Source organism: Elusimicrobiota bacterium (genome assembly GCA_041658405.1).
GTDB lineage: Bacteria > Elusimicrobiota > UBA5214 > JBBAAG01 > JBBAAG01 > JBBAAG01.
In genome coordinates this window covers 64577-91432 of record JBBAAG010000003.1, presented here as the reverse complement: position 1 = coordinate 91432, position 26856 = coordinate 64577, and the positions used below count along the sequence as shown (strand labels likewise).

16 protein-coding genes and 2 tRNA genes are annotated in these 26856 nt (G+C 41.1%); 16 read left to right on the top strand and 2 right to left on the bottom strand.

The window, feature by feature from the left end; genetic code table 11:
• The 4 genes from WC955_01510 to WC955_01495 form a co-directional block, all read left to right on the top strand.
• Window positions 1-298: hypothetical protein (locus WC955_01510; GenBank protein MFA5857723.1), on the top strand; the 298-nt coding region annotated here is incomplete at its 5' end.
• A gap of 9 nt (window positions 299-307) precedes the next feature.
• Complete coding sequence (locus WC955_01505) at window positions 308-1294, top strand: hypothetical protein (protein ID MFA5857722.1); 987 nt, start codon at window positions 308-310, stop codon at window positions 1292-1294.
• A 33-nt stretch (window positions 1295-1327) separates the two neighbouring features.
• Complete coding sequence (locus WC955_01500; GenBank protein ID MFA5857721.1) at window positions 1328-1951, top strand: hypothetical protein; 624 nt, start codon at window positions 1328-1330, stop codon at window positions 1949-1951.
• A gap of 19 nt (window positions 1952-1970) precedes the next feature.
• A complete protein-coding gene (locus tag WC955_01495; GenBank protein MFA5857720.1) occupies window positions 1971-2762 on the top strand; it encodes a hypothetical protein in 792 nt (263 codons plus the stop codon).
• Between the two features lie 20 nt (window positions 2763-2782).
• Here the strand turns inward: WC955_01495 and WC955_01490 are convergent, their stop codons facing one another.
• Together WC955_01490 and WC955_01485 are read right to left on the bottom strand one after the other, a co-directional pair.
• Window positions 2783-4204, bottom strand: a complete 1422-nt coding sequence (locus WC955_01490; GenBank protein MFA5857719.1) for an adenylate/guanylate cyclase domain-containing protein — start codon at window positions 4202-4204, stop codon at window positions 2783-2785.
• Window positions 4205-4306: 102 nt separating this feature from the next.
• Window positions 4307-4380, bottom strand: a tRNA-Ile gene (locus WC955_01485).
• Window positions 4381-4490: 110 nt separating this feature from the next.
• On the opposite strand from WC955_01485, the gene WC955_01480 reads away from it, so the two are divergent.
• The 12 genes from WC955_01480 (at window position 4491) to WC955_01425 (ending at window position 26718) form a co-directional block, all read left to right on the top strand.
• The gene (locus WC955_01480; protein ID MFA5857718.1) at window positions 4491-6140 is read left to right on the top strand and encodes a DUF3352 domain-containing protein; all 1650 of its coding nucleotides are present in this window, start codon (window positions 4491-4493) and stop codon (window positions 6138-6140) included.
• Window positions 6141-6242: 102 nt separating this feature from the next.
• Window positions 6243-9350, top strand: a complete 3108-nt coding sequence (locus tag WC955_01475; protein MFA5857717.1) for a hypothetical protein — start codon at window positions 6243-6245, stop codon at window positions 9348-9350.
• 3 nt (window positions 9351-9353) lie between these two features.
• A complete protein-coding gene (locus WC955_01470) occupies window positions 9354-10595 on the top strand; it encodes a hypothetical protein (GenBank protein ID MFA5857716.1) in 1242 nt (413 codons plus the stop codon).
• Window positions 10596-10639: 44 nt separating this feature from the next.
• Complete coding sequence (locus WC955_01465; protein ID MFA5857715.1) at window positions 10640-14965, top strand: hypothetical protein; 4326 nt, start codon at window positions 10640-10642, stop codon at window positions 14963-14965.
• Between the two features lie 29 nt (window positions 14966-14994).
• Window positions 14995-15708 (top strand): FKBP-type peptidyl-prolyl cis-trans isomerase, encoded by a 714-nt coding sequence (locus WC955_01460; protein ID MFA5857714.1) that lies wholly within the window; start codon window positions 14995-14997, stop codon window positions 15706-15708.
• A 38-nt stretch (window positions 15709-15746) separates the two neighbouring features.
• Window positions 15747-18251, top strand: a complete 2505-nt coding sequence (locus WC955_01455; GenBank protein MFA5857713.1) for a mannose-1-phosphate guanyltransferase — start codon at window positions 15747-15749, stop codon at window positions 18249-18251.
• Between the two features lie 34 nt (window positions 18252-18285).
• Window positions 18286-19743, top strand: a complete 1458-nt coding sequence (locus WC955_01450; GenBank protein MFA5857712.1) for a phosphoglucomutase/phosphomannomutase family protein — start codon at window positions 18286-18288, stop codon at window positions 19741-19743.
• The gene (locus WC955_01445) at window positions 19731-21470 is read left to right on the top strand and encodes an O-antigen ligase family protein (GenBank protein ID MFA5857711.1); all 1740 of its coding nucleotides are present in this window, start codon (window positions 19731-19733) and stop codon (window positions 21468-21470) included. Before WC955_01450 ends, WC955_01445 begins: the two co-directional genes overlap by 13 nt.
• 93 nt (window positions 21471-21563) lie before the next feature.
• Window positions 21564-21636, top strand: a tRNA-Phe gene (locus WC955_01440).
• Between the two features lie 63 nt (window positions 21637-21699).
• Window positions 21700-23601 (top strand): hypothetical protein, encoded by a 1902-nt coding sequence (locus WC955_01435; protein ID MFA5857710.1) that lies wholly within the window; start codon window positions 21700-21702, stop codon window positions 23599-23601.
• A 104-nt stretch (window positions 23602-23705) separates the two neighbouring features.
• Window positions 23706-25187 carry a carboxypeptidase regulatory-like domain-containing protein gene (locus WC955_01430; protein ID MFA5857709.1) on the top strand — a complete coding sequence of 494 codons (1482 nt, stop codon included), beginning with the start codon at window positions 23706-23708 and terminating at the stop codon, window positions 25185-25187.
• Window positions 25180-26718 carry a FecR domain-containing protein gene (locus WC955_01425; protein ID MFA5857708.1) on the top strand — a complete coding sequence of 513 codons (1539 nt, stop codon included), beginning with the start codon at window positions 25180-25182 and terminating at the stop codon, window positions 26716-26718. Before WC955_01430 ends, WC955_01425 begins: the two co-directional genes overlap by 8 nt.
• Window positions 26719-26856: the final 138 nt, after the last annotated feature.

Here is a 26856-nt window from a genome sequence, read left to right as displayed (position 1 = left end):
TACCTACTCCGTGTTTCCGTTTAATACACAGGCGATACCCACAACGCAGCAAAGGTTTGTAACACCTAACAATGACGGTGTGAATGACAGTGTAATTTTTGTTAATGTAAGAGAAGTTAAGGTTTATGATCTTAATTACACAGAAGTTTGTACGCAGCAGCCTGATACTTCCGGTATCATCAACTGGGGATGTGCTGATAATAATGATAACGCTGTACCGCCGGGAGCGTATATTTATAAGGCTGTAAGTAAGAACACAGGGGAGGTGGTAGTGGGTGTTGTGGTGGTTGTGAGATAATAAGGGTACATGAAAAAACTTTGGGTAATGATTATTGCAGGTTTATTTAGTGCATTGAATACCGTATCAGTAAACGCATGGTTTACCGTGAATAATATCGATATTCGTTCTACGGGTACCGGCAGTACGGGAGTTGCGTTTATTACAGGGCCTGGGTCCGTATTCTTGAATCCCGCAAAGATTGGGAAGTTAAATGATAAACGTATAGTGTCGGTATCATACGGTAGTCCGGGTGCGGCATACCGGAATTTAAGCAGCGGGGATAGTAGTGAAACTTTTATTTCTAATGGCTGTATTGCCGCACAGATGCCGGTTTGGAAAGTTTTTGTATTGGGTTTAGCATGGTCAAATTATAGTATTGCCGGGATGTATGACGAAAATGTTGTAGTACTGGCAGCGTCAAAAAAAATTATTAATACTTTATCTGCAGGAGTGAACTTAAAGTATTTGGGGAATAAGTTTTATATTGATACACTCACGTTAAATTCTGAAAAAACACGTGCCTGGCTTACCTCGCCGTTTAGTAAAGGTGATGGGAAAACAGGGGTTACGCTGGATATCGGGTTATTATGGGAAAACGTTGTACCGTCGTTAAACCTGGGATTGTCAGTACAAAATGTTACGCAACCGGATCTTGGGTTGATGACAAAAAGTGTAGTTCCCGCAAAACTAGCTGTGGGAACGGTATATAGTTTTGGCGATGCTGCGGTTTTTGAAGATATATCGATAATCGCGGATTTTGGGAAGGAGGTAAGCGGGTATTATAGTAATGTTTCAACATTTGGGTTTGGGATGGAAACATGGTTGAACTATCATATGTTTGGGTTAAGGTGCGGGGTTAATAGTACAAAATTTGCTGCAGGGTTTAGTTGGTACAAAAGTATCGCAGGTTTTGTGGTTCAGGTAGATTATGCGTTTGAGCTTCCATACGTTTTAGCGGATACTTTTTCGGGGCATCACGTAGCGGTTAGTTTAGTGCAAAAAGTTAATAATTAATAAATCTTTTTTTAAAGGAGCGGAAATGTTACAATGAGTATATATAGATGTATGGTATTATCTATGGCGTTAGCGTTTACCGGAATACCGGTGTATGCAGCAGAACCGGTAAAACAAGTTGTGCAGGCTGAAAAAGTTTTTGTTACAAAAGTGTTTTTCAGCGAAAATGGTAAGTCCGCAGGTGTTGTGCTTAACGATGCTGTTGAAATTGATGAAATAAGTGTCAATAAAGTTAGTGGCAGTGTGAACTTAAAATTTCCTGTTTATATTTCAAAAGCAGGAAAAGAGTACCCGCAGGTATCAGTTACTGACAGAGGGTTGTTGAAACGTATAGAAGATGCTGTCTCAACAAAAAACGTGGTTCCCCGGGAGAAAGTTGAGAGGCTTTCCTGTAAGATTACAAAGTTTAGGGTGTATACAGGTAGAAAAGGTGTAAAACTGTCGGTAACCGCACAGGTAACTATTAATAACGCGGTAGTTATTGAGTGTAAGATCAGGGACGGGAAAAACGGTCCATGGATATCCTGGCCGGCAAGGCCGCCGAAAGATGGGAAGAAGTGGGTTAAACAAGTGAGGTTTTACGATAAGGAACTTAGTGAAGGTATTGAACAATTGTTGATAAAACGGTTTAATGAAGTGAAAAAAGAAGAAGGATAGGGAGAGGTGGAATAGTATTATGGAAATCATAGTGAACGTAGTTGTACCAATAATAACGGGTACTATATTTTTTGGATTAGCATGGTACTGCGCGTACATAGCGCCAATGCGTTCATTAGTGACAAGCGAACTCACCTACCGTGCTGCGTTCTGGGGTTTTATAGCGTTCGGGATTTATCTCGCTACACGGCCGTTTCAGGTATTATTGGGCCCGCATCCGATGCCGTTGATTATCAATAATTTACGCGAATTTTTTATGATCGGGTTTTTTGGGCCAGGAGTGTTTATTGCGTTAGTAAACCTTTCATTATGCGGTGAACGCAAGATACCAATACCTATGATTTTAGCTGTGTTTTTGTTCGGTATAACACTTGCTATTGTTTTTTGTATTACCAACATTTTTGCAATCGGCGGGTCAGTGGAAACATTCAAGATCGGGAATTATACGGCAAACGACGGTAAGTGGTTTTTGGAACTTGATGACTTCCGTGGGAGATTAATGGCAGTATTGTTTATTATACGCGTTGCTGATCCTGTATTATTGCTGTTTATAGCCGGTGTATTCGCTATTTACCGCAGTGTTACATTACCGAAAGATATGCGGCAGGTGTATAATAATATGCAAAGAAAACTTGCATATGCGGGTATAAGTACGCTGTTCTTCAGTCTGTCTATGCTTTCAACAGGATTTATGTGGTTACTTGGTAAGATTCCTAACCAATGGTGGTTGTATTATTTAGGTGCATTAGCGGCAGGTGTGTTTGAAGTTATGAGTATTGCATTGCCGTTTAAGCATGATGTTGAGGTATAGGATAGTTTATCTTTTTATTCTTACCGTACGTTCAGGCCGCCTTGTTGTGTAAGAATATCGTCAATAGACGGTAAGTTTACGTTTAAAAGTTCGTATGTCTGTGTTTCGTTTGCTTTACCTTTTAAACGGATTGAAGGCATTTGTTTTACCTGAACATAGTCGCGGACAAGGTCCAGTGTTTTATCACTGATCAGCAATTCCGTACCCCATTCACTGTTAAGCCCTTCAATTCTGTGGCAGGTATTTACTGTATCGCCTATACAAGTATACTCCATACGTTTATCTGAACCAATATTTCCGGCAACAACTACGCCGCTGTGTAACGCAATCCCTATCTTCAACGGTGCACGGCGTTCGGAGATAAGCTGGTTATTGAACTCAGCCATTTTTATTTTCATTGTCCACGCTGATTTTAACGCACGAAAGTGGTCCATCGGATACGCCCAGGGTGCGCCAAACACTGCAAATATGGCATCGCCGATAAATTTATCAACGGTACCGTTGTTTTCAGAGATGATATCTACCATGATCGAAAAATATTCGTTTAATAAATGAACAACGTCTTCCGGGCGTAATTGTTCCGACATTGTTGTAAACCCTCGGATGTCGCATACCAAGACCGTGACTCTGCGGCGTTCACCGCCAAGTTTTATTTTGTTGGTAAGCACAGCTTCTGCTACTTGTTTTGATACATACTTACCGAAAGTTTTGCGGATGAAGTCGCGTTCTTTTAACCCTAAGATCATGTCATTAAACGCTTTTGCGAGGTAGCCGATTTCGTCACGACGTTTAATATTAATTGTTTGTTCAAGGTCACCCCGGCCGACTGCCTGAGCTATACGCGCGAGTTTATTTATCGGACGGACCATCATTACTACCATAAAAATTGTGAATACCAAACTCGCTGCCAGGACTATTATGGTGATGATGATAATCTTTTTTCGCATCTCGCTTAATGCTGCAGTAATACTTTCATCAGAAAAACCAAGACGTGCTGTGCCTATACGCAAAGTACCAACTATCAGAGGTATACTGATATCCACAAAGTTTTCGTTGCTTATGTTATAGGTCTGGGTTAATACTTGTTCTGATTGGTACGACTGCTGCCCAATAGATGTTTTATCTAGTTCTCCTATAAGTTTTGAGTCAATATGCGAAACAATTTTGCTGTTTGTATCCACAACGATTGCGTAACGGATTGCTTTTTCTTTTGCGAGTTCATTTACAGCGAAATGCAATTGGAAAAGGTCGGGTTGAGGAAATAAGGATTCTTTTGCTACCCGTGCGAAGTATTCCGCCCGCAGGCGCATTTCGTTGATCAGGGATTGGCGGGTTTGATTAATAACAAACCGTGCCATTATGACGGTTACAATAAGGATTATTACGGAAACTAACAGAGAGAACTTGATTGCTATGATACTTATACGTCCACGATTATTCATCTATGCGGTTTTCTCTCTGCATATTAGGTAAAAATACTTTTATAGTTATCATTATATACATCATGTTCATAAAAATAACAAAATTATCATCCAAATAATTATTGGGCCCGGTAGGACTTGAACCCACGGCCAACAGATTATGAGTCTGCCGCTCTGACCAACTGAGCTACGGGCCCCGAATATATTTTGAGTATTTATACTACATCATTTCAAATGTATGTGTCAAGACTAAGCATTAAGCTTTACTTTTTGGTGTGATTAGTAATATAATTTATTGATTAATCCTATGAATGCGTTAATTAAAAATTTGATTATTTTTCTTTCAATATTGATTATTTTAATAACTGCCTATTTTGTATGGTATTGGTTTTCGCGTGTTACTTTTGACAAGTTTGTGCCGAATAGTTTTACGTTATTACTGACAATACCTTCACCTGAAAAACTGGTCACTGTGCTTGATAGCCGCGTGGTAGGAGCTGTAATTGGCTTGGATGATAATATTAAATCATCTTATACCGCTTATATGTCTTTCCGCAAGTTATTATTGAAAAACAATAATGTTATTACACGGTATATGCTCTCAAGGGAAGTGTGTATTGTATGGACTTCATCACAACTTGAGATACCGGTGATCACAGTTAATTTAGGGCCGGTAGCGCAGGTTCTTAGCGTGTTATCAAATACAGCGGGGATGGTTATCACCGGGGAAAAGGATATTAAAATAGATTCATATGAATATGCCGGGAATCGGGTATATCTTCTGACAATACTGTCAACAAATACTAAGTGGTATCTTACGTACATAAAGAATTATGTTTTAGCTTCACAAGAAAAAGTCGGGATACAGAATATACTATCGGCTTTTGGTAGCCCGGATGCTGTTCTTCGGACAAACAGTATGTTTTGGAAGGTTGCCGGGCAAGTTGGGGATGATAGTGTTACCCGTGTGTTTGTCAACAGTAAGTACTGGGCAAGTGGGTTAAGCAGGGTTTTTGACGCAACTGAGATTGTTCAAACATTCGGGTTGACGGATATCATTGGGATTGGAATAAAAGTTGGGGATAAAAATGTGGTGATCAAAGGGTATAACTCAACACGTATCGGTGAAGGTAAACAAGGTGTTGGTGAGAATAACGCGGAAGAACTTATGCGGTTGGTTACGCAGAAACCGCAGAAAAGCGAAGTTGCAAAAGTTGTTCCCGATAATTCCAGTATTATGATGAATGTAAGGTTTGAAGACTTTAGTGTTTTCTGGAATTATATTATACATTTGAGTGAACGCGAGCCTGGATTCAAGAAACAGGTTGATGATGTAGATGCTAAACTCAAACAATTATCCGGGAAGGGGTTGCAGGAAGGATTTCTTTCATGGATAGGCAATGAAGTTACTGTTGTTCAGATACCGAGTGAATATATTCGCGGAGTTAGTACAGGAAAACAGGTTGTCATGTTTGAATGCCGGAGGGAAGATAGTGCGGTTGAAGCTTTGGGTAAGTTCGAAGAAGGTATTACCGGGCGGTTTTATCTGTCGGTTAAACCTGTTGAGTATGCAGATTATAAAATTTATAAAATCCGTGAATCTCCGGTACTACGTGTACTTCTTGGAATATTCGTAAAAGTTAATGTAGAACTTTATTATACAGTGGTGAAGAATTACCTTGTCTTTTCTGAGGATTTAGAGGCTGTTAAGTCGGTAATCGACGGGTTTCATGGGAATTATGTTCTTGATAATCTTAACTCCTACAAGAATGTTGTGAGTGATACAGCAACAAATTTTGTTGTCTATTATAACTATGCATCAACGGATTTCCCGGAGATTGTTAATAATAACAAACTTTCCGGGAAGTTCTTGAAATCTTTCCCGGTGGGAAGTGTTGAAGCAAAATTTGTTGATAACGGGTTAAGCTTCACAATTACTGCTCAAGTTGTTGAATAAATAATTGCTTGACACTACAACCCTTTTCTATATATATTATTATATTAAATATGGTTATTTATTATTTGTAACTTTGGAAATGATAGAAAGAGCAGGGATAAATTGAATACTACACCTCAGAATACCGGCGCGGAACCTGACCACGCAAAACGGGTTGAGGAAATTAAAAAACAATTGCAGGATGCACGGAAAAACACGGAGAGCCCTGCAAAAAATATTTCCTTACGTCATAAGTTCGCACGGCGTATAGAGGCATATCAGTATACAAAATCAAGCCAGTCTGAGAATAAGTTGTTACAATCCGAGATGATCGTGCGTGAAGCGCGGATGCGGAAAGTGCATCAGCAAAAACAGCATGAACTTGACCGATTGCGTAATAAGTGGGAAGATGAGTTGAGAAGGGTGCGTGAACCGCAACAACAGTGGTTGATTGAAAAAACGCAGTTAAAAGAAGAAATACTTAAACGTGACCGTGAAAATGAATTACTTGGTTTTCAGTTTAAACAACAGCAGGTGGAAACTCAAAGAGTAATTGAGACGAACCGGATAGAACACGCTCAGGCTATAAATAAGTATGAATCTCACGCTGAAGGCTTGGAAAAGCAAATTGCCGAGCAGCGCTTACAATATGAAACCGCGATACGTGAGGAAAAAGATTTAGTAACGTCTTTGCGGATGGAGATGTTGAAAGCACAGGCTGATGCTAAGTCGCAAATACAGCAGTTGGAAACTGAGTCAAATCTTGCGAGGACAAGGCTGGAGAATGAAGTTAAGCAACTCGCGCAGAATCTGTTATCCCGTGAGGCTGAACTTAACAACCGAATCCTCTCATTGGTTGATGATAATACACGGTTGAAAGAACAAACAAAAACGGTTGAGCGTGACTATGAATTACTGGTTGAAACTAAACAAACAGAACTGAGTGAGATGGTAACAAAGAATCAGCTAGAACGCGATAAACTTAACCTGAAGATCACAGAACTTGAACAACAGGTGCTAAAACGTAATGCTGAAGTTGAACAATGGAAACTTGAACTATCAAGAATAAATGAATTGCATCAGGTGGAAGTAAAAAACCTGGTTTCTGCTACAGACAAGGAACGCGAACATTATAATGTTGAACTCAATCAAAAGACTAGGTTAGCTGAAAGCCTTAACAAGCAATTGGCGGATGATACTGCGCGGTTGAAAGTACTGGTGGAAGAAAAAGAGTTTGAGAAAACACAGCTTGAACAAAAAATATGGAAATTATCGGAATCTACTGAAGAGTTACTAAAGAATGAACGCGAAAAAATTGCGGAATTAAAAGTTGTTGTCGCTGAAAAATCGAAAGAGCTGGATTCTTCAATTAAGATGAGTGTTGAAAAAGAAAAAGTTTTTGAACAGCGTATGGCATCTGATCGCGCGGTTCTTGAACGCCGGGTGGAAGCACAGAAAGAAGAAACTTCAAAGATTCAGCAGCAATACACTGTTCGTGTACAGGAATTACAGAATGTACTCCAGAAAAAAGAGCAGGATGTGATAGCTGCGGCGAATCAATTAAACAATCTGCGGGAACAGTATGATGTGAAAATACAATCCATGGAAACCGCGAACCTTGATCTTGCACAGGAAAAGGTTAGGTTAGTGCAGGAACTTAAAGAACAAGTACAGGTAAAGAATAACGAACTTGCACTGGTGCATTTAAGGATAGAAGAGCTTACTTCCGGTTTCACTGAAAAACTAAGGGTGCGTGACGAGGAAGTACGGGGTTTACTTACGAAACAACGTGAATCCGAGAATGAGTTTTCTTCTAGATTAAGCGAAAAAGATGCACAGTTGAGGGAATACAATATCCAGCGTGAAGCGGAACATGAAAGCTGGGCAAAGCAGTCACACGAAAAACAGTTACAAAGTGAAGAATTACGGCATGGGATTGAATCGCTCCGGCAAGAGTTTGCAAACGCCAGGCATCAGTGGGAACAGGAACGCAATGAAATTGTTGGTAAACACAATATTGAGCGCACACAATTGGTGAGTAATATCGAAATCCGTGAAAATGATGCACGGAAAGCGCAGGAGGAGTTCGCAAATAAAGAAACTGACCTCAAAGCAATATTACAGAAACAGGAACAGGATTTTGCTGCGCAAAAAAAGTTGTGGGAGCAGGCACGGCAGGAGATTAATGACCGTGAAGTTATGATGCGTGACCAGCATGCCCAGCAGGTGGCACAGTTGAATACGCTGATTGAAAAACTAAGGAATGATTTTGTTGTTAAAGAACAGGAATACAGAAAATCGGTGGGTGGGTATCAGTCTGATCTACAGAAAAAAGATAATGAATTTGCAGCGTTGACTACAGCGCATACACAGAAGGAGCTACAATTACAGTCAGCGTTATCATTCACTGAAGAAAGTGTTAAACGTTTAAGGGAAGATCTTGATACGCGGGCGATGAAACTCGCTGAGACTGAGAAAAAAAGTGAAGCATCTGTTGCTGAACTACAGAAAAAAATTGAGGTATTGACTGCGGAACTGCATTCACAGGATAAAAGTTCGAGTGATCAAAAGTATCAGATAGATAGTTTGATTAAGGAACGTCAGCAGTTGGTTGAACTGGCTGAGACATTGAAACTTGATGCAAAACAAAAGATGGAGGATAGGTTAAGGGTAATCAGCGAGAAAGATACTGAACTCTCGCGGTCCCGTGAGCGGATCCTTGAAACTGAGCAGCGAGTAAGAAGTGAGTACCGCGGGCAGATTGACCAGTTTACTGCAAGACAGTCGGAATTTATTGCTGAACTTGCAAAATTACGGGAACAGTATGACCGTGATAAAATGGTGTGGCAAGATGAAGTGAAGAATCTTAACGAACGAAATTCGAGGTTTGAAACTGAAACCCTGCAGCGTGAATCACGTGCCCGTGAGATGTTCCAGGCAAAACTTGTTGAACTTGAAACTATGAAATCTCAGCTTGAACAACGCGTGAGAGACCTTGAACACCAGTTGGAAGTAAACCAGGAACGGTATCATCAACAGTTGGTGCAGAAGGATAAGGAGCTGGAGAATGGCAGGAATAGGTTGATGGAAGAAATACGGCGGTTACAGGTGATGAGTGTTGTGCAGGAACGCGAGATACAGGATGTTGTTACCAATAAAGAACGTGAACTGGAGAAGTGGAAGAAAGAAATTTTGTGGGAAGAAGATAAGTTTAAAAACGGGAAATATTAAGGTATGCGTGCTGATATTGAACATATTTTTAACGAGTTTAACCGCAGGGTAAAAGAAGAACGGTTTGTATGGCAGCAAAAACTTGCTTCTGCGGAAGCTGAGATACAGTCGTTAAGGAAAGCGCTGAAATTGTCAGATGAAGAGAATAGTATTGCAAAAGATTTGTTAAAACGTAAACTCAGCGAGTTAGAACGGGTTGTTAAGAATCAGGAAGTTGAACTCGAACATCAGAAGATAATTAATTCTGAAGAATTGAAACGTTTATCCGGCGAATATTCCCGGCGTGAGGTTGAGCTTACCGAAACAGCACGGGGGAAAGCTGTAAAACTTGAAGATTTGATATTAAAACTTAGGAAAGATATGGAGTTTACCCGCGCGGCGTTATCCGATGAAGTTGCGAAGTGCCGTAAAAAACTTGCGGAGAAAGATGAACAGTTGGCAATGATGGGAGTGAAGCTTGCTTCCCGGGAAAAGTTTACGGATGAACTTGAACATAAGTTAAGGCTTGAACTTGAAGAACAAAGAAAAGCGTGTGAAGGGTATAAGAATAGGTTAGAGAACGAACTTGCGGAGAAAGATGCGAAGTTAAAGGAAGTTAAGGAACGGTGTGATGACCAGGAACGTGTATATACTATCATGCAGCGGGAAAAGGATGAGGAGATTATTGGCTTACAAAAAAGATGGGTGGAAGAAGAGCATGTGTGGAGGGTGAGGCTGCAGAAAGAGGAAGAAGAAAACCGGTTATTGAAGGATGAGCTAAGCAAACGTGAGCATGAATTGAGTTTAGCGCAGCGTACAAAAGAGTATGATATGCTTAATATGCGCAGGTTGTTGGAAGACGGTATCACTGGTGTCGGTACGAACAATACAACCATAGGTGCTGGTAGTGCGTTAGGAGATAAATATGTTACACATCTGGGCGGTAATAATGAAGATTATATTAAGTCCCTGCATGACGCTGAGGCTGAACTTTCAGATTTGCGGTTGCAAAGGTTGAAGTTGGAACAACGGTTGCATATGGATATTGTTATAAAACAACGCGAGCTTGATAATTTGTTGTTGACAATTTCAACCTCAACAGTGAAGGATGGCGGGTTGGATAAACGCAGGGTCGGGTTGGAAAGTGAAATTTCTAATCTCCAGCGAAAGGTTAAGGATGAGATAAATAATATATTGGTTAGAGAGCATAAAAAAGAAGAGGAAGTGCGGATTATACGCGCACGGCTTGCCGGGAAAAATGGTTAATAATGAATAATTTGTTTTTTAAAAAAAGAAATAAGGTAAGGTAAATGGCGATGTCTAACGAAACTACGCAGCAAACTGTAGGGTTTGATAAGCTTACCGAAGAGATTCGGTTGCTTAGATCACAGTTGGAAGATGAGAAACAGCGCCGGCTTGATGACCAGCGCGTACAGGAAGAGGAAAAACTTAAGTTAAAATCTGACCTGCTGCGCCAGGAAGCTGATCTCCGGGGGGTGGTGTCTCAAAAAGAAAATCAGTTGGATCAGGTAAGGACACAGTTGACAACTGAACGCCAGAATTTTGAGGAACGGTTAGCGTTGAGCAGGAAGTATTACGAAGAGAAGTTGCGTAACTGGGAAGAACAAAAAGCGGTACTTGAAGATTTACGGAGAAGAAAAGAGTCTGAACTTGAGGAAGTGTACCGCCGGAAAAAGGAAGAACAGGTTCATTACGAAAATATGCTGCATAACATGCAGCAACGGCAGGAGGATTTGAGGCGTGAATATATTTCGCGTGTCTCAGACCGTGACCGCGAAAACGAAGTTGTTAAGGTTCAGGCACAGGTGGAGATCGATCAGTTACGCACGGAATTCGAAAAACGCGAATCTGAATTACTGGAAACGTATGAACTGACGCAAAAACAGGTTGAACAGTTACGAGATAAAATTGCGGATCATCAGAAAATAGCGCAGGAAAAATTGCAAACCGCGGAGATTGCTGCACGCGCGCTTACCGCACAGATGAATGAAGCGCAGAAAAGGTATCAAACTGATATTGAGTTAAAGGAAAAAGAACTTAATGCCGCAGTTAAGAAGTACGAAGAAGAACAGCTTTCCCTGCAGAACAGAATCGTGGATTTTGCGGAAGAAAACGATCGTATCCGCGCAGAAATTGTTGTAAACGAAGAAGAGCATAATCAAAAAGTTGCAAAATATGTTGATGAGCTTAATCTGTTAAAGGCAGAATGGGCGCGTGAACAGGTAAGTTTAAAAAGTAAATTTACTGAAATTGAGCGGCAAAATCAGCAGGCCGCGCAGGAGCTAAATTTTAAACTCGATGATCTTAAACACCAGTATGAACAAAAATGCGCTGATTTTAATGAACTTCAGTTATTGATGGAGAAAGAACGGCAGGACTTTTATGCAACACAGCGTGTGCTGGAAGAAGAAAATGATTATGTAAAAGCTGAACTAACGATAAAAGAGCAGGATATCGAGGCTTTAATTGGCCAGCACCGTAAAGAAATTGAGCAGTTGGATGTTAATATACACACCGAACGTCAGCAATGGGAACTCAAACTGCGAGTAGTTGAGGATGAAAAGAGTAATGTTAGGAATGAGTATGCTGCGCGTGAAGTTGCGTTAGTGAATGAGTTTAATTCCAAAGAAAACGGGTTGAAGATTGTACAGGAAAAGTTGCAGTCCGAAGTTGCGTCGCTGCGGTTAAGAGTGGATGAGGAACGTAATGTTGCTGAGCAGAAATTAAAGGAACGCGAGGATGAGTATCGCAGGTTCCGCCAGGAATATACTGAACGCGAAACTAGTCTTAAGGCTGAGTATCAGCGTAAAGAACAGGAGGTTTACCGGTTAAACCAGCAGTTTGAGGAATTAAGAAGTAAATGGTATGAAAAACTTAATCTTCGGGAGACTGAACTTAATAAAGTTAATGGTGAACTTGAATCTATACGCCAGCGGTTTAATGACGAGAAGATTATTCAGGAAAATGAACTTGTGAAGAAAAGCCAGGAGTTGTTGGCATTAAGGAATGAGGCGCTGATAAAAGAAGCGCAGTTGAAGAATGAGTATGTCGATAAATTCCAGGTGTTTGAGAAAGAAAAACTTGCGTTATCCAGCGAGCTTGAGACTTTGGCGAAGGTTTTGGATGAAGAAAAGAATCAGCGCGCAAACCTTGAATTACAGATGGTACAAAAACAGAATGATTTGGTGAATTTAGATAAAACCATTGAAGAGTTGAAGGCTGACCTTTCAGCGAAAGTGCTGGCGAAGGATACGGAACTCGGGAATTTGAAGAACCAGATGTCCGCAGAATTGGGGACTAAACAGGTAAGAATTGGGCAGCTGGAAGATGAGTTGCGCGGGCTAAGTATAAAGATTGAAGAAGAACACGGGAAAAATACGGTGTTAACCCACGAAGTACAGCAAAAAAATGTTGAGGTTGATGCTGAGAAACGTAAGTATGAAGATGAAAAACTTGTCTGGGAAGAAAAACTTAGGATTAAAGAGGAAGAAAAGGTTTCTCTTAAGAATGAGTTAAAACAAATTATTGCTCAGCTGGAAAGTGATTACCGGAATAAACAAACTGAGGTTGATAACCTGCGCAAGTTCTGGGAAGGTAAAGTTAATGAACTTCAGGACCGCTGGGCGGAGGAACGGGTTAAGTATCAGTCTGAGATTCAAACTCAGGCGGATATCGGGGCACAGGCAAAACGTGACCTTGCGCGGCGGATAATGGAAGTTGAGAATGAGTATAACGAAAAGAAACGTGAACTTGACCTTGTCAGGATGAAGCAGGAACATGAACTTGCGACTGATAAAGCTAAACTTGAGATCGAGATTAGTGCATGGAATGACAGGCTTAAGATAAAAGAAGAGGAGTTTAAACGGTTAGAGGAAAGTTTTGAAACACGTGAACGCGAGCTGAAGGATGAGTTAAGGAAAAAAGAGGATATTCATAAGAGTATTGAGCTTGGCTTGCAGTCTGAATTGAAAACTGCTAAAGCGTCAATCGATGAGATCAGAATGCATATAGAAGAACGTCTCCGCGCAAAAGAGGAAGAGTTTGTTAGGTATCGCACTGACCGTATTGCCTGGGAGACTCAGATTGAGTCAACTTACCGTTCAAAACTTGATGATGCGCGGGTGGTTGAACAGCAGTTGAAGGAAGATATTAATGTTCTTTCAGGAAAGATTGAAGCTGAACGTAAAGTATGGGAAGTGAAGTTTAAGGATAGCGGCGAAGAAAATAATCGGTTAAAAGTTCAGATGGCGAACTGGGAGAATAATGTACGCGTAGAATTCCAGCGGCGTGAACAGGAACTTCAGCGCGTGAAGATCAGGCTGGAGGAAGAGCTTAAAGGCCTGCAGCAATTGGTTGAACAGGAACGCACGAATTCGTTGCAGACACTCCGTGAACGCGAAGAGGAATTGCGGCGTGTGGCATTAGAGTATTCTTCCGCTCAGCAGCAGTGGGATAAACGGTATCGCGAACGCGAACATGAACTCACACAACAGCGTGTATGGTGGGAAAACCGGGTAACTGAACTTGAACGCGAACTTGATCACGAAAAAAACCGTACCCGTCGCGAATTTGACCGACAGGAACAGGAGTTTGACGGGTTACTGAAAGATAAGAGTAACCGTGAAGTGCAGTTGCGGGAAGCTATTGAGGATATGGAAGAAAAGCTTAACCGCCAGGAACAGGAAATTACGGCGGAACGCGTGAGGCTTGCGGAAAAAGAGCGGATACTGTTAATCAAACAAAAAGATGTGGAGACCGTTGAAGCGCAGCAAAAACAGGATCAGTTACAGTGGACGAGTATACAAAAAATGTTGCAGGAAAAAGTTGAGAAACTTACCCGTGACATTACGGATATCGGGAGTAAGTATCAGATTGTTACTTCTGAATATACAGAGTATAAAGCTAAAGCTGAGAGCGCAATACAGTTAAAACAGCAGGAACTTGAGAAATTGTTGACTCAATACAAAATGTATGAATCTGAATGGCGGTCATTGATATCCGCGAAGGATGAACGGATACAGTCATTGCGGACTGAGATGAATGAGAATAAACAAACTTATACCCAGCGTGAGAATGACTGGCATCGGTTACAGAATGAACTTGAAGAAGAAGTGCGGGGTGTAAGGCAGGAGTGGGAAGGTGCACGGAAAGAATGGGATAACCGTGTACAGGCGAAAGAAGATGAGTTACGCAAGATGTACCTTGAAAAAACTCAGCATGAAGCGCAGATACTCGGTGAATTAAGAGAGAAAGAAGCGGCATTGAATACTGTACGCTTACAGCTTGAACAGGTAATGGAAAAACTTGAAAAACGTGAAGAAGAAGTTGTTGATCTGCGTACATCGTTATCACAAAAAGAAAATCAGTGGAAAGCTCAAGCTGCAGCGTTTGAAGCACAGATAGCGTCGCGTGAACAGCAAGTGCAGATGGCAATAAATGAACTTCGGGCGGTACGCGGAAAGTTTTGGAACCGTATTTTCAGTTGGTTATCAAAACCGGTTGTCTATGCTGACGGGAAAACTGAAAAGTATTCAGGTAATGGTGACGGTACGGGTTCCGGGACAGGGGTTGGTACGGGGAGTAATGGATACACAAGAAATGGCGGGAGTAAGTGAATCTAGAAAAATAGAAAAGGCGGAGGGTTATGAAGTTTTATTCAACGTTATTAGTTTCAGTTGTTATGTGTATGTCCGCAACATTATACGCAGCGGAACCTGTGGTAACCGGGCAACAGAGTGGTTTGAGTACGCAGAAGGAAAAGATTAGTTATATCATTGGGTTAGATATCGGTAAGAGTGTCAAAAATGACGGTATAGATTTGGACCCTGAAAAGTTTTATCTTGGATTACAGGATGGTATTGCGGATAAAAAGTCGTTGTTATCAACAGAAGAAGTTAATCAAGCGACGGAGGTGTATCAGAAAGAAATGAAAGAAAAACAGGCAGTACAGCGTGCAAAACAGGTTGAGGAGAATACTAAGATTGGTAAAGAATACTTAGAAAAAAATAAAAAAAATAAGGGAGTGGTTGTCCTGCCTAGCGGGTTGCAATATAAAGTGGTTACACCAGGAAAAGGTGTAAAGCCAAAAGCGACGGATAAGGTTAGAGTGCATTATTCCGGTAAACTTATTGATGGGACAGAGTTTGATAGTTCATATAAACGTAATCAACCTGCGGAATTCCCGGTAAACGGTGTAATAAAGGGGTGGGTTGAAGCTCTGCAGTTGATGACTGTGGGTTCAAAATGGGAACTCTGTATTCCGTCAGATCTCGCATACGGCGAACGCGGAGCAGGGGGAAGTATACCTCCGAATGCGGTACTTTTGTTTACCGTTGAACTTCTTGAGATTGTTAAGTAAATAGCTATATTAAATATTAATCAAGGAAGCGGGTTTTTATGCAGGCAATTCTTATGGCCGGCGGGTTTGGTACGCGGTTAAGGCCATTGACATGTCATATACCAAAACCGTTAGTGCCTATGGTAAACCGTTCAATTATGGAATATGTTGTTGAATTATTGAAAACACACGGGTTTGATGATGTAACGGTGATGTTGTACCACCAGCCGGAACATATACAAAACTTTTTTGGTAATGGTGAAAAGTTTGGGGTCAAGATGCGGTACCTCAGGCCGGATAGCGATGTTGGTACCGCGGGTTGCGTGAAGTTCGCAGAGAAGTTTATTAAGGACGAGTGGTTTCTTGTTATCTCCGCTGACCTGTTGACAGATTTTAATCTTAGTTCCGCTTTGGAGTTTGCAAAGAAAAAAAATACTGATGCCACAATTGTATTAACCTCAATTGCAAACCCGTTACCGTTTGGTGTGGTGATCACTGATGAGGAAGGGAAAATTACAAGGTTTTTGGAGAAACCGTCCTGGGGTGAAGTATTTTCGGATACCATAAATACCGGTATCTATGTGCTGAACTCATCAGTGTTTAAATTATTACCATCAGATAAGTCATACGATTTTTCAAAAGATTTATATCCGGACATGCTAAAGAAGAATAAGAGGTTGTATGGTTATGTTGCGCAGGGTGCCTGGCGGGATATAGGTAATCTTGATGAGTATCGTACTACGCATTATGCAGTGCTTGACGGTACGATTAATATTAATATCCCCGGTAGGAAAACTGTTATCAATAACTATCCTGTATGGGTGGATGACGGTGCAGTAGTTGATAAAAGTGTGGAGTTCACCGGGCCGGTGGTTATAGGTAAAAGCGCAAAAATCGGCGCGGGAACTAAGATCGGGCGGACTGTTATTGGTGAACGCAGTGTTATAGGTGAGGATTGTAATGTTACAGGCGCGATTGTATGGAATGACGTTGTTGTTGGCAGGAATACTAGGTTAATCGAGACTACTATTGTAGAAAAAACTGTTGTTGGAGAAGAGTCGCAGTTGAGGGAAGGAACGTTTATCGGTACTGAATGCGAGCTAGGAAAGTACGTTGAGGTAAGGCCGAATGTGCGTATATGGCCTAAGAAGGTTGTGGAAGAACAGTCAATAGTGTCAACTAGCTTGGTGTGGGGAGAAAAGTGGTCAAAAACGTTATTTGGTGCGTATGGAATTACCGGTCTTGCAAATATTGAAATCACGCCGGAATTTGCTGCGCGGGTAGGGGCGGCGTACGGTGCGTATATAGGTAAAGGGAAGTATGTTATTACTTCACGTGACGAGCATCCAGTCTCTAGGATGATTAAACGTACAATGATTTCCGGGTTATTATCTATGGGGGTTAAGGTTGGGGATATGCGTTCCGCACCGATTCCCGTGGTAAGGTATGAGATGGGAAAAGAAGGTGAGTCCGGGGCCATACATATACGTAAATCACCATTTGACCCGAGGTTGGTGGATATAAAGTTTTTGGATGCTAACGGCAGTGATATATCGGTACGCCAGGAAAAGTCGATTGAACAGTTATTCCTGCGGGAAGATTTTGAACGCGTGAGTCCTGAAGATGTGGGTGAGATCGTGTTACCTCCAAGAGTATACGAGTATTACCGTGAAGGATTTCTTAAAACTATTGATAAAGATAGATTAAGCAAGGCAAATCTTAAAATCGTTATTGATTACGCGTATTCATCAGCGTCAATGGTATTCCCGTCAATACTCGGTGAGCTTGGATGCGAGGTTGTTGCTTTAAATTCGTTTGTTAATCCTCATAAGGTTACTAAAAGCAAGAAAGAGTTTGAGCATTCGCTTGAACAGTTGTCGGATATCGTGGTAACTCTTAAGGCGGATGCAGGGTTCCTTATAGATACCGGTGCGGAGAAAGTTTTTATTGTGGATGACCGCGGCAAAATTATACCGGATGACTGGTCGCTGGTACTTATTGCGCGGATGATGATGGAAAAGTTTAAGAATGCAAAAATTTGTATACCGTTGAATACCAGCCAGATTGTGGAAGAGCTCGCATCAAAGTACGGTGCAAAGGTTATGCGTACAAGGATGTCACCACAGGAAATTATGCAGGCAGGGCGCGGGGAAGGAATTGTTTTTGCGGGTGATGGTGTTGGCGGGTTTATATTCCCGGAATTCCAGCCGGCGTTTGACGCAATGTTTTCAATAGTAAAAATTCTTGAGTTAATGGTAGAACTTGATATCAGGATGAGCCGTCTAGCGCGGTCAATCCCGGACTTCAGCGTGCATCACGTGCAAGTGCCTTGTTCTTGGGAGAAAAAAGGGTTGTTGATGCGCAAGTTCGCGGAAGAAGCTCAAGGGAAGAAAGCTGAGTTTATTGAAGGCGTAAAAATATTTATGGATAACGAAGACTGGGTATTGCTGGTTCCGGATCCAGATAAGCCGTTTTTCCATGTATGGGTTGAAGCTGAGACCCGGCAGAAGGTTGGGGAGTTGATCAGTGAATATGAGACAAAAGTAAGGGACTGGCAAAAATAGTGGTATCTTGTTTTTTGAGGGAGGGAAGGTTGCAATGATAAAGTTTGGTACTTCCGGCTGGAGAGCGGTTATCGGAGAAGAGTTTAATATCGATAACGTAAGGGTTGTAGTCAGTGCAATTGCGAATTATGTTATTAAGAACCACAAAAGTGATAAACGTGTTGCTGATAAAAAAAGTATTCCCCAGGTGGTGATTGGTTATGATACACGCTTTCTTTCGGATAAATTTGCGCGTACTGCAGCGGAAGTGCTGGCAGGAAATAATATTAAAGCATTGTTTTGCGTGAGAGATGTTCCGACACCGGTAGTGGGATACGAAATTGTCCGGCGTAAAATCGATGGGGGAATTAATTTTACAGCATCACATAATCCGTCGGATTATAATGGGATAAAGTTTTCACCGTCATGGGGCGGGCCGGCATTGCCTGAGGTTACAAAAGAAATTGAAAATAGTTGCCAAAAAATATTGAGTAAACGAAACGGTAATGGTGTTAAATCAATGTCCTGGGATGAGGGTTTGAGGGAGAGGTTAATCGAAGAAATTGATCCGCGAAGCGTGTTTCTTAAACGTATAGAAAAGTTTGTGGATTATGACACGATAAAGAAAGCTAAACTCAGGGTAGGAGCGGATTTTCTTTATGGTACCGGCAGAGGGTATCTTGATACTGCATTACAGGATGCGGGATGTAAAGTTCATACGCTGCATTTCTGGCGGGATGTGTTATTTGGCGGGAAGACACCGGAACCTAGTGAAGAAAATCTTGCGGAACTATATGAATTAATGAAAACCGAGAAATGCGTTATAGGTTTAAGTGTTGATGGTGATGCGGACCGGTTTGGTATTCTTGATACTGACGGGACGTATATCGTACCGAACCAGGTACTTGCAGTGCTGCTGTATTTTCTTAAGGAAACAAGAAAATGGGATGGCGTTGTTGCACGGACTGTTATGACAAGCCATTTTGTTGATGCTGTAGCTAATAAATACGGGATACCTGTACGTGAAACACCAGTGGGATTTAAGTTTATAGGTGAAGTAATGGAATCTGAACCTATGATCATTGGAGGGGAAGAGTCCGGTGGGTTGACTATAAAAGGACATATACCCGAGAAAGACGGTGTGCTAGCGTGTTTATTAATGGCGGAACTGCGTGCATGGGCAAAAAAACCGATTACCGCTGTCATAAATGAGTTATACAAAAAAGTTGGGTATTTTTATACTGACCGCATAAATTTCAGGTTGGATTCCGAGCGGGTGGCTAAATTATCGGCTAAACTTAAAGCTGCACCGCCAAAGGAAGTGTTGGGTATTAAAGTTGCTAAACTTAATACTATGGACGGATTTAAGTTTATCCTTACCGACGGGAGTTGGTTCGGGTTAAGGTTATCCGGTACGGAGCCTGTAGTGCGGTATTATATAGAAACTAATTCTGCGGTAAAACTTAAAAAACTGCATGTACTCGGGGAACATTTAGTAAATTGTCATTGGTAATTAATTTCTTTATACTGTTGCAGGTTGTAATACTCCCGCTGATTTTTTATACTCCGGCGAAAGATCATTTTATTGTTAAAGATGTGATATTCCATGTTATATCCTTTTCTATAGTTTTGTTTTATTTCGCGGGATTGTTTATTAATAAAACTTCAGGGAAACGGTTGGGGAGTATTTATGTACTTGGGATAACCGCGTTTTTGTTGATATTAGTACTATCTTTTCTTAATGCTGCGTATTGGGTGTTAAGCGCACGGGTTTTTCTTACATACATGTTTTATTGTATGACTGCCGTAGTAGTGGCACAGGGAGTGGATTCCGGAACAATAAAGACTGTGGTTATGATACGTACAATAATTTGTGCATCCGCGATAGTTGCATCGTACGGTATACTGCAGTATCTTGGGATTGATTTTCTTGCGTGGCAAACATCTTTTGGCCAGCGGCCTGGTGCAACATTCGGGAATCCAAATTTCTCTGCTGGATATATAATGCTCACCCTGCCGTTAGCGGTGGGTGTTTTAGTGGAAGGTTTTGTACAAAAAAAACGTCTGGGTGGAACTAATATATTTATGTTAGTATGCGCGGTATTGATCGCAGCGTATTTTTTTATCACCCGAACCCGCGGTGCGTGGTTGGCATTTATCTCCGGAAGCGTGGTTGTGTTTTTTGTTTATTGCGTAGTATACAAAAAGTGGAGGGTTGCGGTTCTTGCGGGATTAGTGTTTTGTGTGTTACTGACATCCATGGTGTTATACGGGAAAAAAGTTTTTGGGAATACCGATGCGTCAGTAGTTGAACGCGTATTTAAGTGGCGGACTGCTATGGAAATGGTGAGGAGTAATCCGTTAACCGGAATAGGGTTGGGGAATCTTAAGGTAAACTTTGCGTTGTACCAGGCGAGGGTACGGGATAAGGCGGGATTTAAACTGCGCGGGACAAGTGAAAGTAATGTTCATAACGATTATCTGCAGTTAGCTGCTGAAGCGGGAATACCCGGGCTTATGGGGTATCTTGTAATGTTTAGTGCTGTATATATAGGAGTATTGCATAAACTGGTATCCAAGGAAAGCAAGAAGACGGTAGTAGCTCAGAATAAGTTTGGGTTATGGTTTTCATTAGCTGCGGTTGTTATGTTCAATCTGTACTCGTTTAATAATTTTCCGTTATCCATTGTACCAACGGGGTTCATAGTGTTTGTATTAATAGGGATTCTTGTTTCTGATAGAGCGTACTGTGATATTACTGGTGATGTCGCAGGGAATAAGAAAGATATGGCTGATCGTAATACTGGATTCATAGGTGCAGGTATTGCGGTGATTACCATATTTTTTGCAGTATTCTACGGACTGCCTCAAATACGGGCTGAGGTACACAGAAGTAATGGGGATGGGTATCGTAATCTTGGGGATTATAACAGTGCTGCTAAGGAGTATTTACGGGCATTAAAACTTGATTATTACCGGTCTGAGTTCACAGCCTATGATCTTGGGATGGCTTATGTAAAACTCGGGGATTATCGTTCAGCAATAAAGGCGTTTGAGACGTCTGTAAACCTGAGGAATTATGGTGAGGTGTATAACGATATTGGGAACTGCTATTACCTTCTTGGGAATAATGTGCTTGCCGCAAAAAACTGGGAAGTTGCGTTGAAATTGTATCTTCCAAATGAAGAGGATCAGCAACAGGTATTGCTGAATCTTGCGCGGGTTAAACCCAAAAAATAGTGGCCAGGGATACTTTAATCTACGGTTTTAGAAAAGAAACGTGTTGACTAAATAAAAACAAAAATTGTAATATCTTTCAACGAGATTATGTATGGCGGGATAGCTCAGTTGGTAGAGCGGCAGACTGAAAATCTGCGCGTCGGCGGTTCAATTCCGTTTCCCGCCATATGGTTAAATACAAACGATGAACTCTGATATTTTGTTTTGTTATGAAAGCAGAAAAAATTTAATGCTTCAGATACATGCACAGAAGTTTCTTAGAATATTAATCCTTGCAATAGTTTCTGCGGTTTATTGTTTTATACCGGTTTACGGAGCTGAAATTGCGGAGATACAGGTTGCAATCATTACCCCTGATCCTGTTCCTGCGGGTGAAAATATTAATGCTCAGTTAGTGGTGGTTAACCGCGGGAATCAGTCGTGGTTTGCGAATGAAGCATCAGCGGAGATTGAGATCTATAACATCGAACAGAAGTACTTACAGAAAACGCTTACCGTAAAAAATGATGTTGAGATCAAGCCCGGGGATAGTATGTTTATTAATGTTAATTATAAAATCCCAACATCATATGATGGCAAGTATTTTTATAAGGTTGGGATAAGTTTTAAGGATCAACGTATTGCGTATTCTGATTTTGCTGCGTTTATGGTAACGCCGTTGGCTAGTATGCCGAAGATGCAGCAAAAGGTGCAGTTTGCCGGGAATACCGTTATTTCATATCGTAATAGTTCTTCTAATAATTGGGATAATTCTATCGGGAATATAGGCTTGAATGTTCTTGGAAATGTTTACAATCAAAGCGTTGCGTTTAATCTTTATACAAACCATACAAAAGCTAATCCACTGGATTTATACAATGTAATTTTTAATTATTATTCTTCAGTTGCAAATGTTTCTGTTGGGGATGTAATGCCGGACCTATCGTTATTATCGTTACGCAGTTATGGCGCGCGCGGGTTACACGTAACGTCAACAATCGGGATTTTTGATAATGCGATTGTTGCGGTTAACGCAGTACCCGAAGATAAGGACAAAAATGTTCTTGGGCGGTACTTTACTGCAGTACAGAGTAAAGCTAACCTAATGAGTAATATGTCTCTGGGATTGTCATACGTCTACGCGTTTGACCAAAAAAATACTGTGATTACCCCGGAACGTACACCAGTTAATAATCAGGTGGCAAGTATGATTTATTCCTGGACGCCAAATCCGGTAAGTTTTAATGTAGAAGCTGCCTTCAGCGGGTATGTCGACGATGTGGATAATGCTGATGTGGAACAGGTGATTGATCCTGCTATAAAAGCGGAACTTGGGATGGACCTCAACTGGTTTGCGTTAACGGGAAGCCTTCAACAAACCTGGCCGAATTTTGTGTCGTTAGCCAGCCCGTTAGTTATAAAGGACCGGCAGACTGCGGAGCTTAATACCAGGTTTAATATTAGTTCCATAGCATCACTGGCTGTGGCGTTTACGCAGTATATGGATAACTGGAAAAATGAACCTGGGAGAAGTCAAACTACACAACAGATTGTTACCCCGACTTTGATGTTGAGATTACAAAACTGGCCAAGCTTGGCGTTGTCGTATTCAGGGAATGATATTACTGACCGGCAAACACCGAAGTCGGTGGAAAACGCTAATAGAACTATGTCTGCGAGTTTGTTGTATAACATATTTGGCTGGAATTTTGTGTATAGCCTTCAGAGTGTTGGATTTCAGGATCTTACAATGAAAGCTGTGAATACTGATACGCTGATTAATTCGTTGAGTATCAACGGGTCAATCGGTGATACTTTTACTTTGAGTTTAGGTGCGGTCAACAGCCTCACTTCCCGCGCGAATAATACTAGGTATAATACTAATTCTGAAAGTTTGACCATGAAACTTAAAGTTATTCCTGAAAAACTGGTTCTTTCGGTTTCAGGTAACTACATGACCCGCGAGGATAATAGTGTTATGGTTCCTATGAACCGGAATAATGTGAATGTGAACAGTGAACTCACATATTTCTTCACACCGAGTTTATATGTAGTACTTGGCGGCGGGGGTACACAGGATATTGATGTATTGAATTCAAATAATAATAAGACAGATAGTGTTATCAATACAAAAGTCGGGTTGAGTTTCTAGTGTAGTCTAATGTGAAAAAAGATACAGTTGACAAACGGGTGTATTAAAGGTATTAATATACCAATAAGTATTAGTTTAAAGATTAACATTAAAGTGTAGAAATTATGCTGAAGAAAAGTCTGCTATTTACGTTATCAATGTTGTTAGTGACTCTACCGTTAACCGGTTATGCGGATGTTACTATCAATAAACTTGAGGTTCTGGACAGCGCTAATAATACCAGAACGACTTTTTCATCGAATGAAAAGGTGTCATTCAACGTTGAGTGTTTTAATAATACTGATGTTCCTAGAATATTTTTTAAGTTTTATGTGTACGACCCAACAGGAATGCAGGTGTTCAGCCAGGAAGGTAATTCTGCAATCGGACGGCCGGGTTTAGTGGGGGCAAGGCTCATTAATATTCCATTACGGTTTTATACTTCTCCAGGGAATTATACCGTAAAAGCGGAAGCGGTAGTTAATAATATTCCGGTAGTTTTCTCCCAGACTTCTTTCAGCGTGTATTCTCCAGTAATAATACTTTCGTATCCGCCAAATAACGCTAAGGAAATTGTGGAACAGCCTATAATGTTCCGCTGGGTAGGGTCCGGAGCTACAAAATACCGTGTTACCGTTGATGATGATAACAGTTTTTACCGTTATATCTGGCAGAGTGAATGTTATGATACTATGATAACTTATCCGTTGAATCCCACGGATCAGATGCAAAGATTGGCTACCGGCACTATTTATTGGTGGAAAGTTGAAGGAATGGATAATGCAGGTAATATTGTTGCTAATACGTCTATACCATTCAATTTTACGGTTAAAGACACATCCGGGCGTGACCTTGCCGTGATGAATCTCATCCTTGAGAAAGGCCCGACAAAAGATTCTTCAAAAATATCTGTTGAGATAAAAAATCAGGGTGGCCAGGCTGAATCTGATGTACAGATAGACCTCTATATAAATGGTATACAAATTATTCCCAGCCAGAGGGTGGGGATGATAAATATTGGGGAGACAAAAAGTGTTCTTTTCGATTGCGGTGTTCAGCAGGAAGGGAATATTCAGGCACAGGCTACGGTTAACCTTATGGATGATAATCCCAAAAATAATACGTTATCAAAAATGTTTGTCATAGAAACTTCAATAGTATTCGGGAAAATCCTTGGCCGTGTTACGGATAAAACATCGCAAGGACAAGGGATCACCGATGCGCGGGTTACCTACAATGGGCCGGTTAACGGTATGATTGTTACCGGTTCAGGCGGGCAGTATAAGATTGAAAATATTCCTGTTGGGGAATATAGTTTATCAGCGGCACATAATGATTATAATGCGTCAAATACGTTAGCAGTCATTATTGACGCAAGTAAGATTGTACATACCAACGTAGATTTTACACTTGACCCCAAGCGTATGAGTTGGGACGATATATGGAATACGCTCCGCAGGAAGTTATCACCATCGATACTTGGTGGGCTAAGCGGGTATAAGTTAGTAAAGATTGAAGCTGAATCAGAACAGGTATTGCAGGAACTTATTCAGAAGTTTAAGGCTGATAAGATTAAACTTGTGAATACGAGAGTAATGAATGAGTAATGAAAATATGAAAAAACTTGCGGGAATCATTATTGCAGTATGCTTGGTAACGTTGATCTCAGTGCCTTCGTATTTATATGCTGCCGTGAGTAAAGGCAATATCGCAGCGATTGCTACGCAGGTTGTAGGGAAAGTTTCTGTTACCCCTGCAAAAACCAAACGTCCAGTTCCTATGCGTGCTGGGATGTTTTTATACGAAGGCGATGAAATTAAGACTGATAGGCTTGCACGTTCAGTGATAACTTTTGTCAGTGGTAGCGATGTAAAGATCGGTGGGGATAGCGAGTTTAAGATAGAAACAGATGAAGTTGTCCGTGGGCAGGGTAACCTGGTGAGGTTGAGAAAAGGGACGGTCATGGTGAACGCCTTCCGTAAAGGGACTAACTTTAAAATGCGTACACCGGTTGCTACCATAGCGGTCCGCGGGACAAATTTTGGTGCTACAGTTCAGTGGGGCAATGAGAAGTCAAAAGATAGTGATATAGAAGCTAAAAAAGAAGAATGGAAGAAACAGTTGGCAGCGCTGGGAGAAACAGTAGAAATTGATAAAATTCCGGAAACGTTGAGAACAATTTCGGAAGAATCCGGCATAATTATGAAAGAGTTGAGAACACTATCACAAGATGCGAATACACTTACGGTATACGCTGAAAAACTTACAAAGCATGCAATGCTGGTCAGTGCTTTACAACTGAAAGTCGAAACTCAGCTTGCGGAAGGGCAAGTTTTGTCGTCGAGTCAAAAAAGCCAACTTGCCGGCTATATAAAAGCGATTGCGGATACGAGAAAGAAACTACAAGTAGTTCAATCTGAACTAGGGAAAAAGCAAAGACAAGTTGGCTCAACACAGCCTGAAGCACCACAACTACCACAACCACCGCCACCTGAAACACCGTCATCCGTGCCGCCTACAATACCGGCTGGAGGTGGAAATGAATGCGTGACAACTGTTACCGTGTTTGAAGGTATTGTGCAAGCTGCAAATGATTATGGTTCGGTTGATGTTAAAGCTAATGAACAAACCACGATTGGCGGAGCGAAACCTCCGGAACCGCCGGTGCCTACACAAGAAGGTGATAAGCAGCAGTGGGAAGCGTTTAAGGAAGAAAAGAAAATTAAGAACAGCGTTAAAATAGCTGCGGATAAAACGTCGGTTGAAGTAGGAGAATCTGTGGTTTTGGATATCAGTGTAATGAATGATAAAGGTGAAGTTGATAAACAGTTTACCGGTGAGCTTGATTTAAACCTTGATGCTGCAAACGCACAATTCTCAGCGGATGGCGGGAAGTCGTGGGGAGCGAAGAAAGTTGCGGTAAAAGAAGGTAAAGGTAAGCTAAATTTACGTAGTACAATATCTGCAAAGATAAGTATTTCAGTTTCCGGGAAGGATATTGCAGCGGATGGGTTGATTATTTCGTTTAATCCTAAGTTAGCGGGAACTAATGTTGGAGAACGGAATAAAACGTTAATCCTGGAATTTGAAACTGAAGATGGCACGAAAAAAGAAATTAAGTTGAGGTTCGAACGGTAATAAAAGTAGCGGTCAGCGGATTAATGATTAATTGTTTTTAGAAAACCTGTGTGATATTGTTTACACAGGTTTTTTGTTAGTTTATATATTATATAATTAAGTTTTATATAAAAATATAAGTAATGGTCAACGACTAAA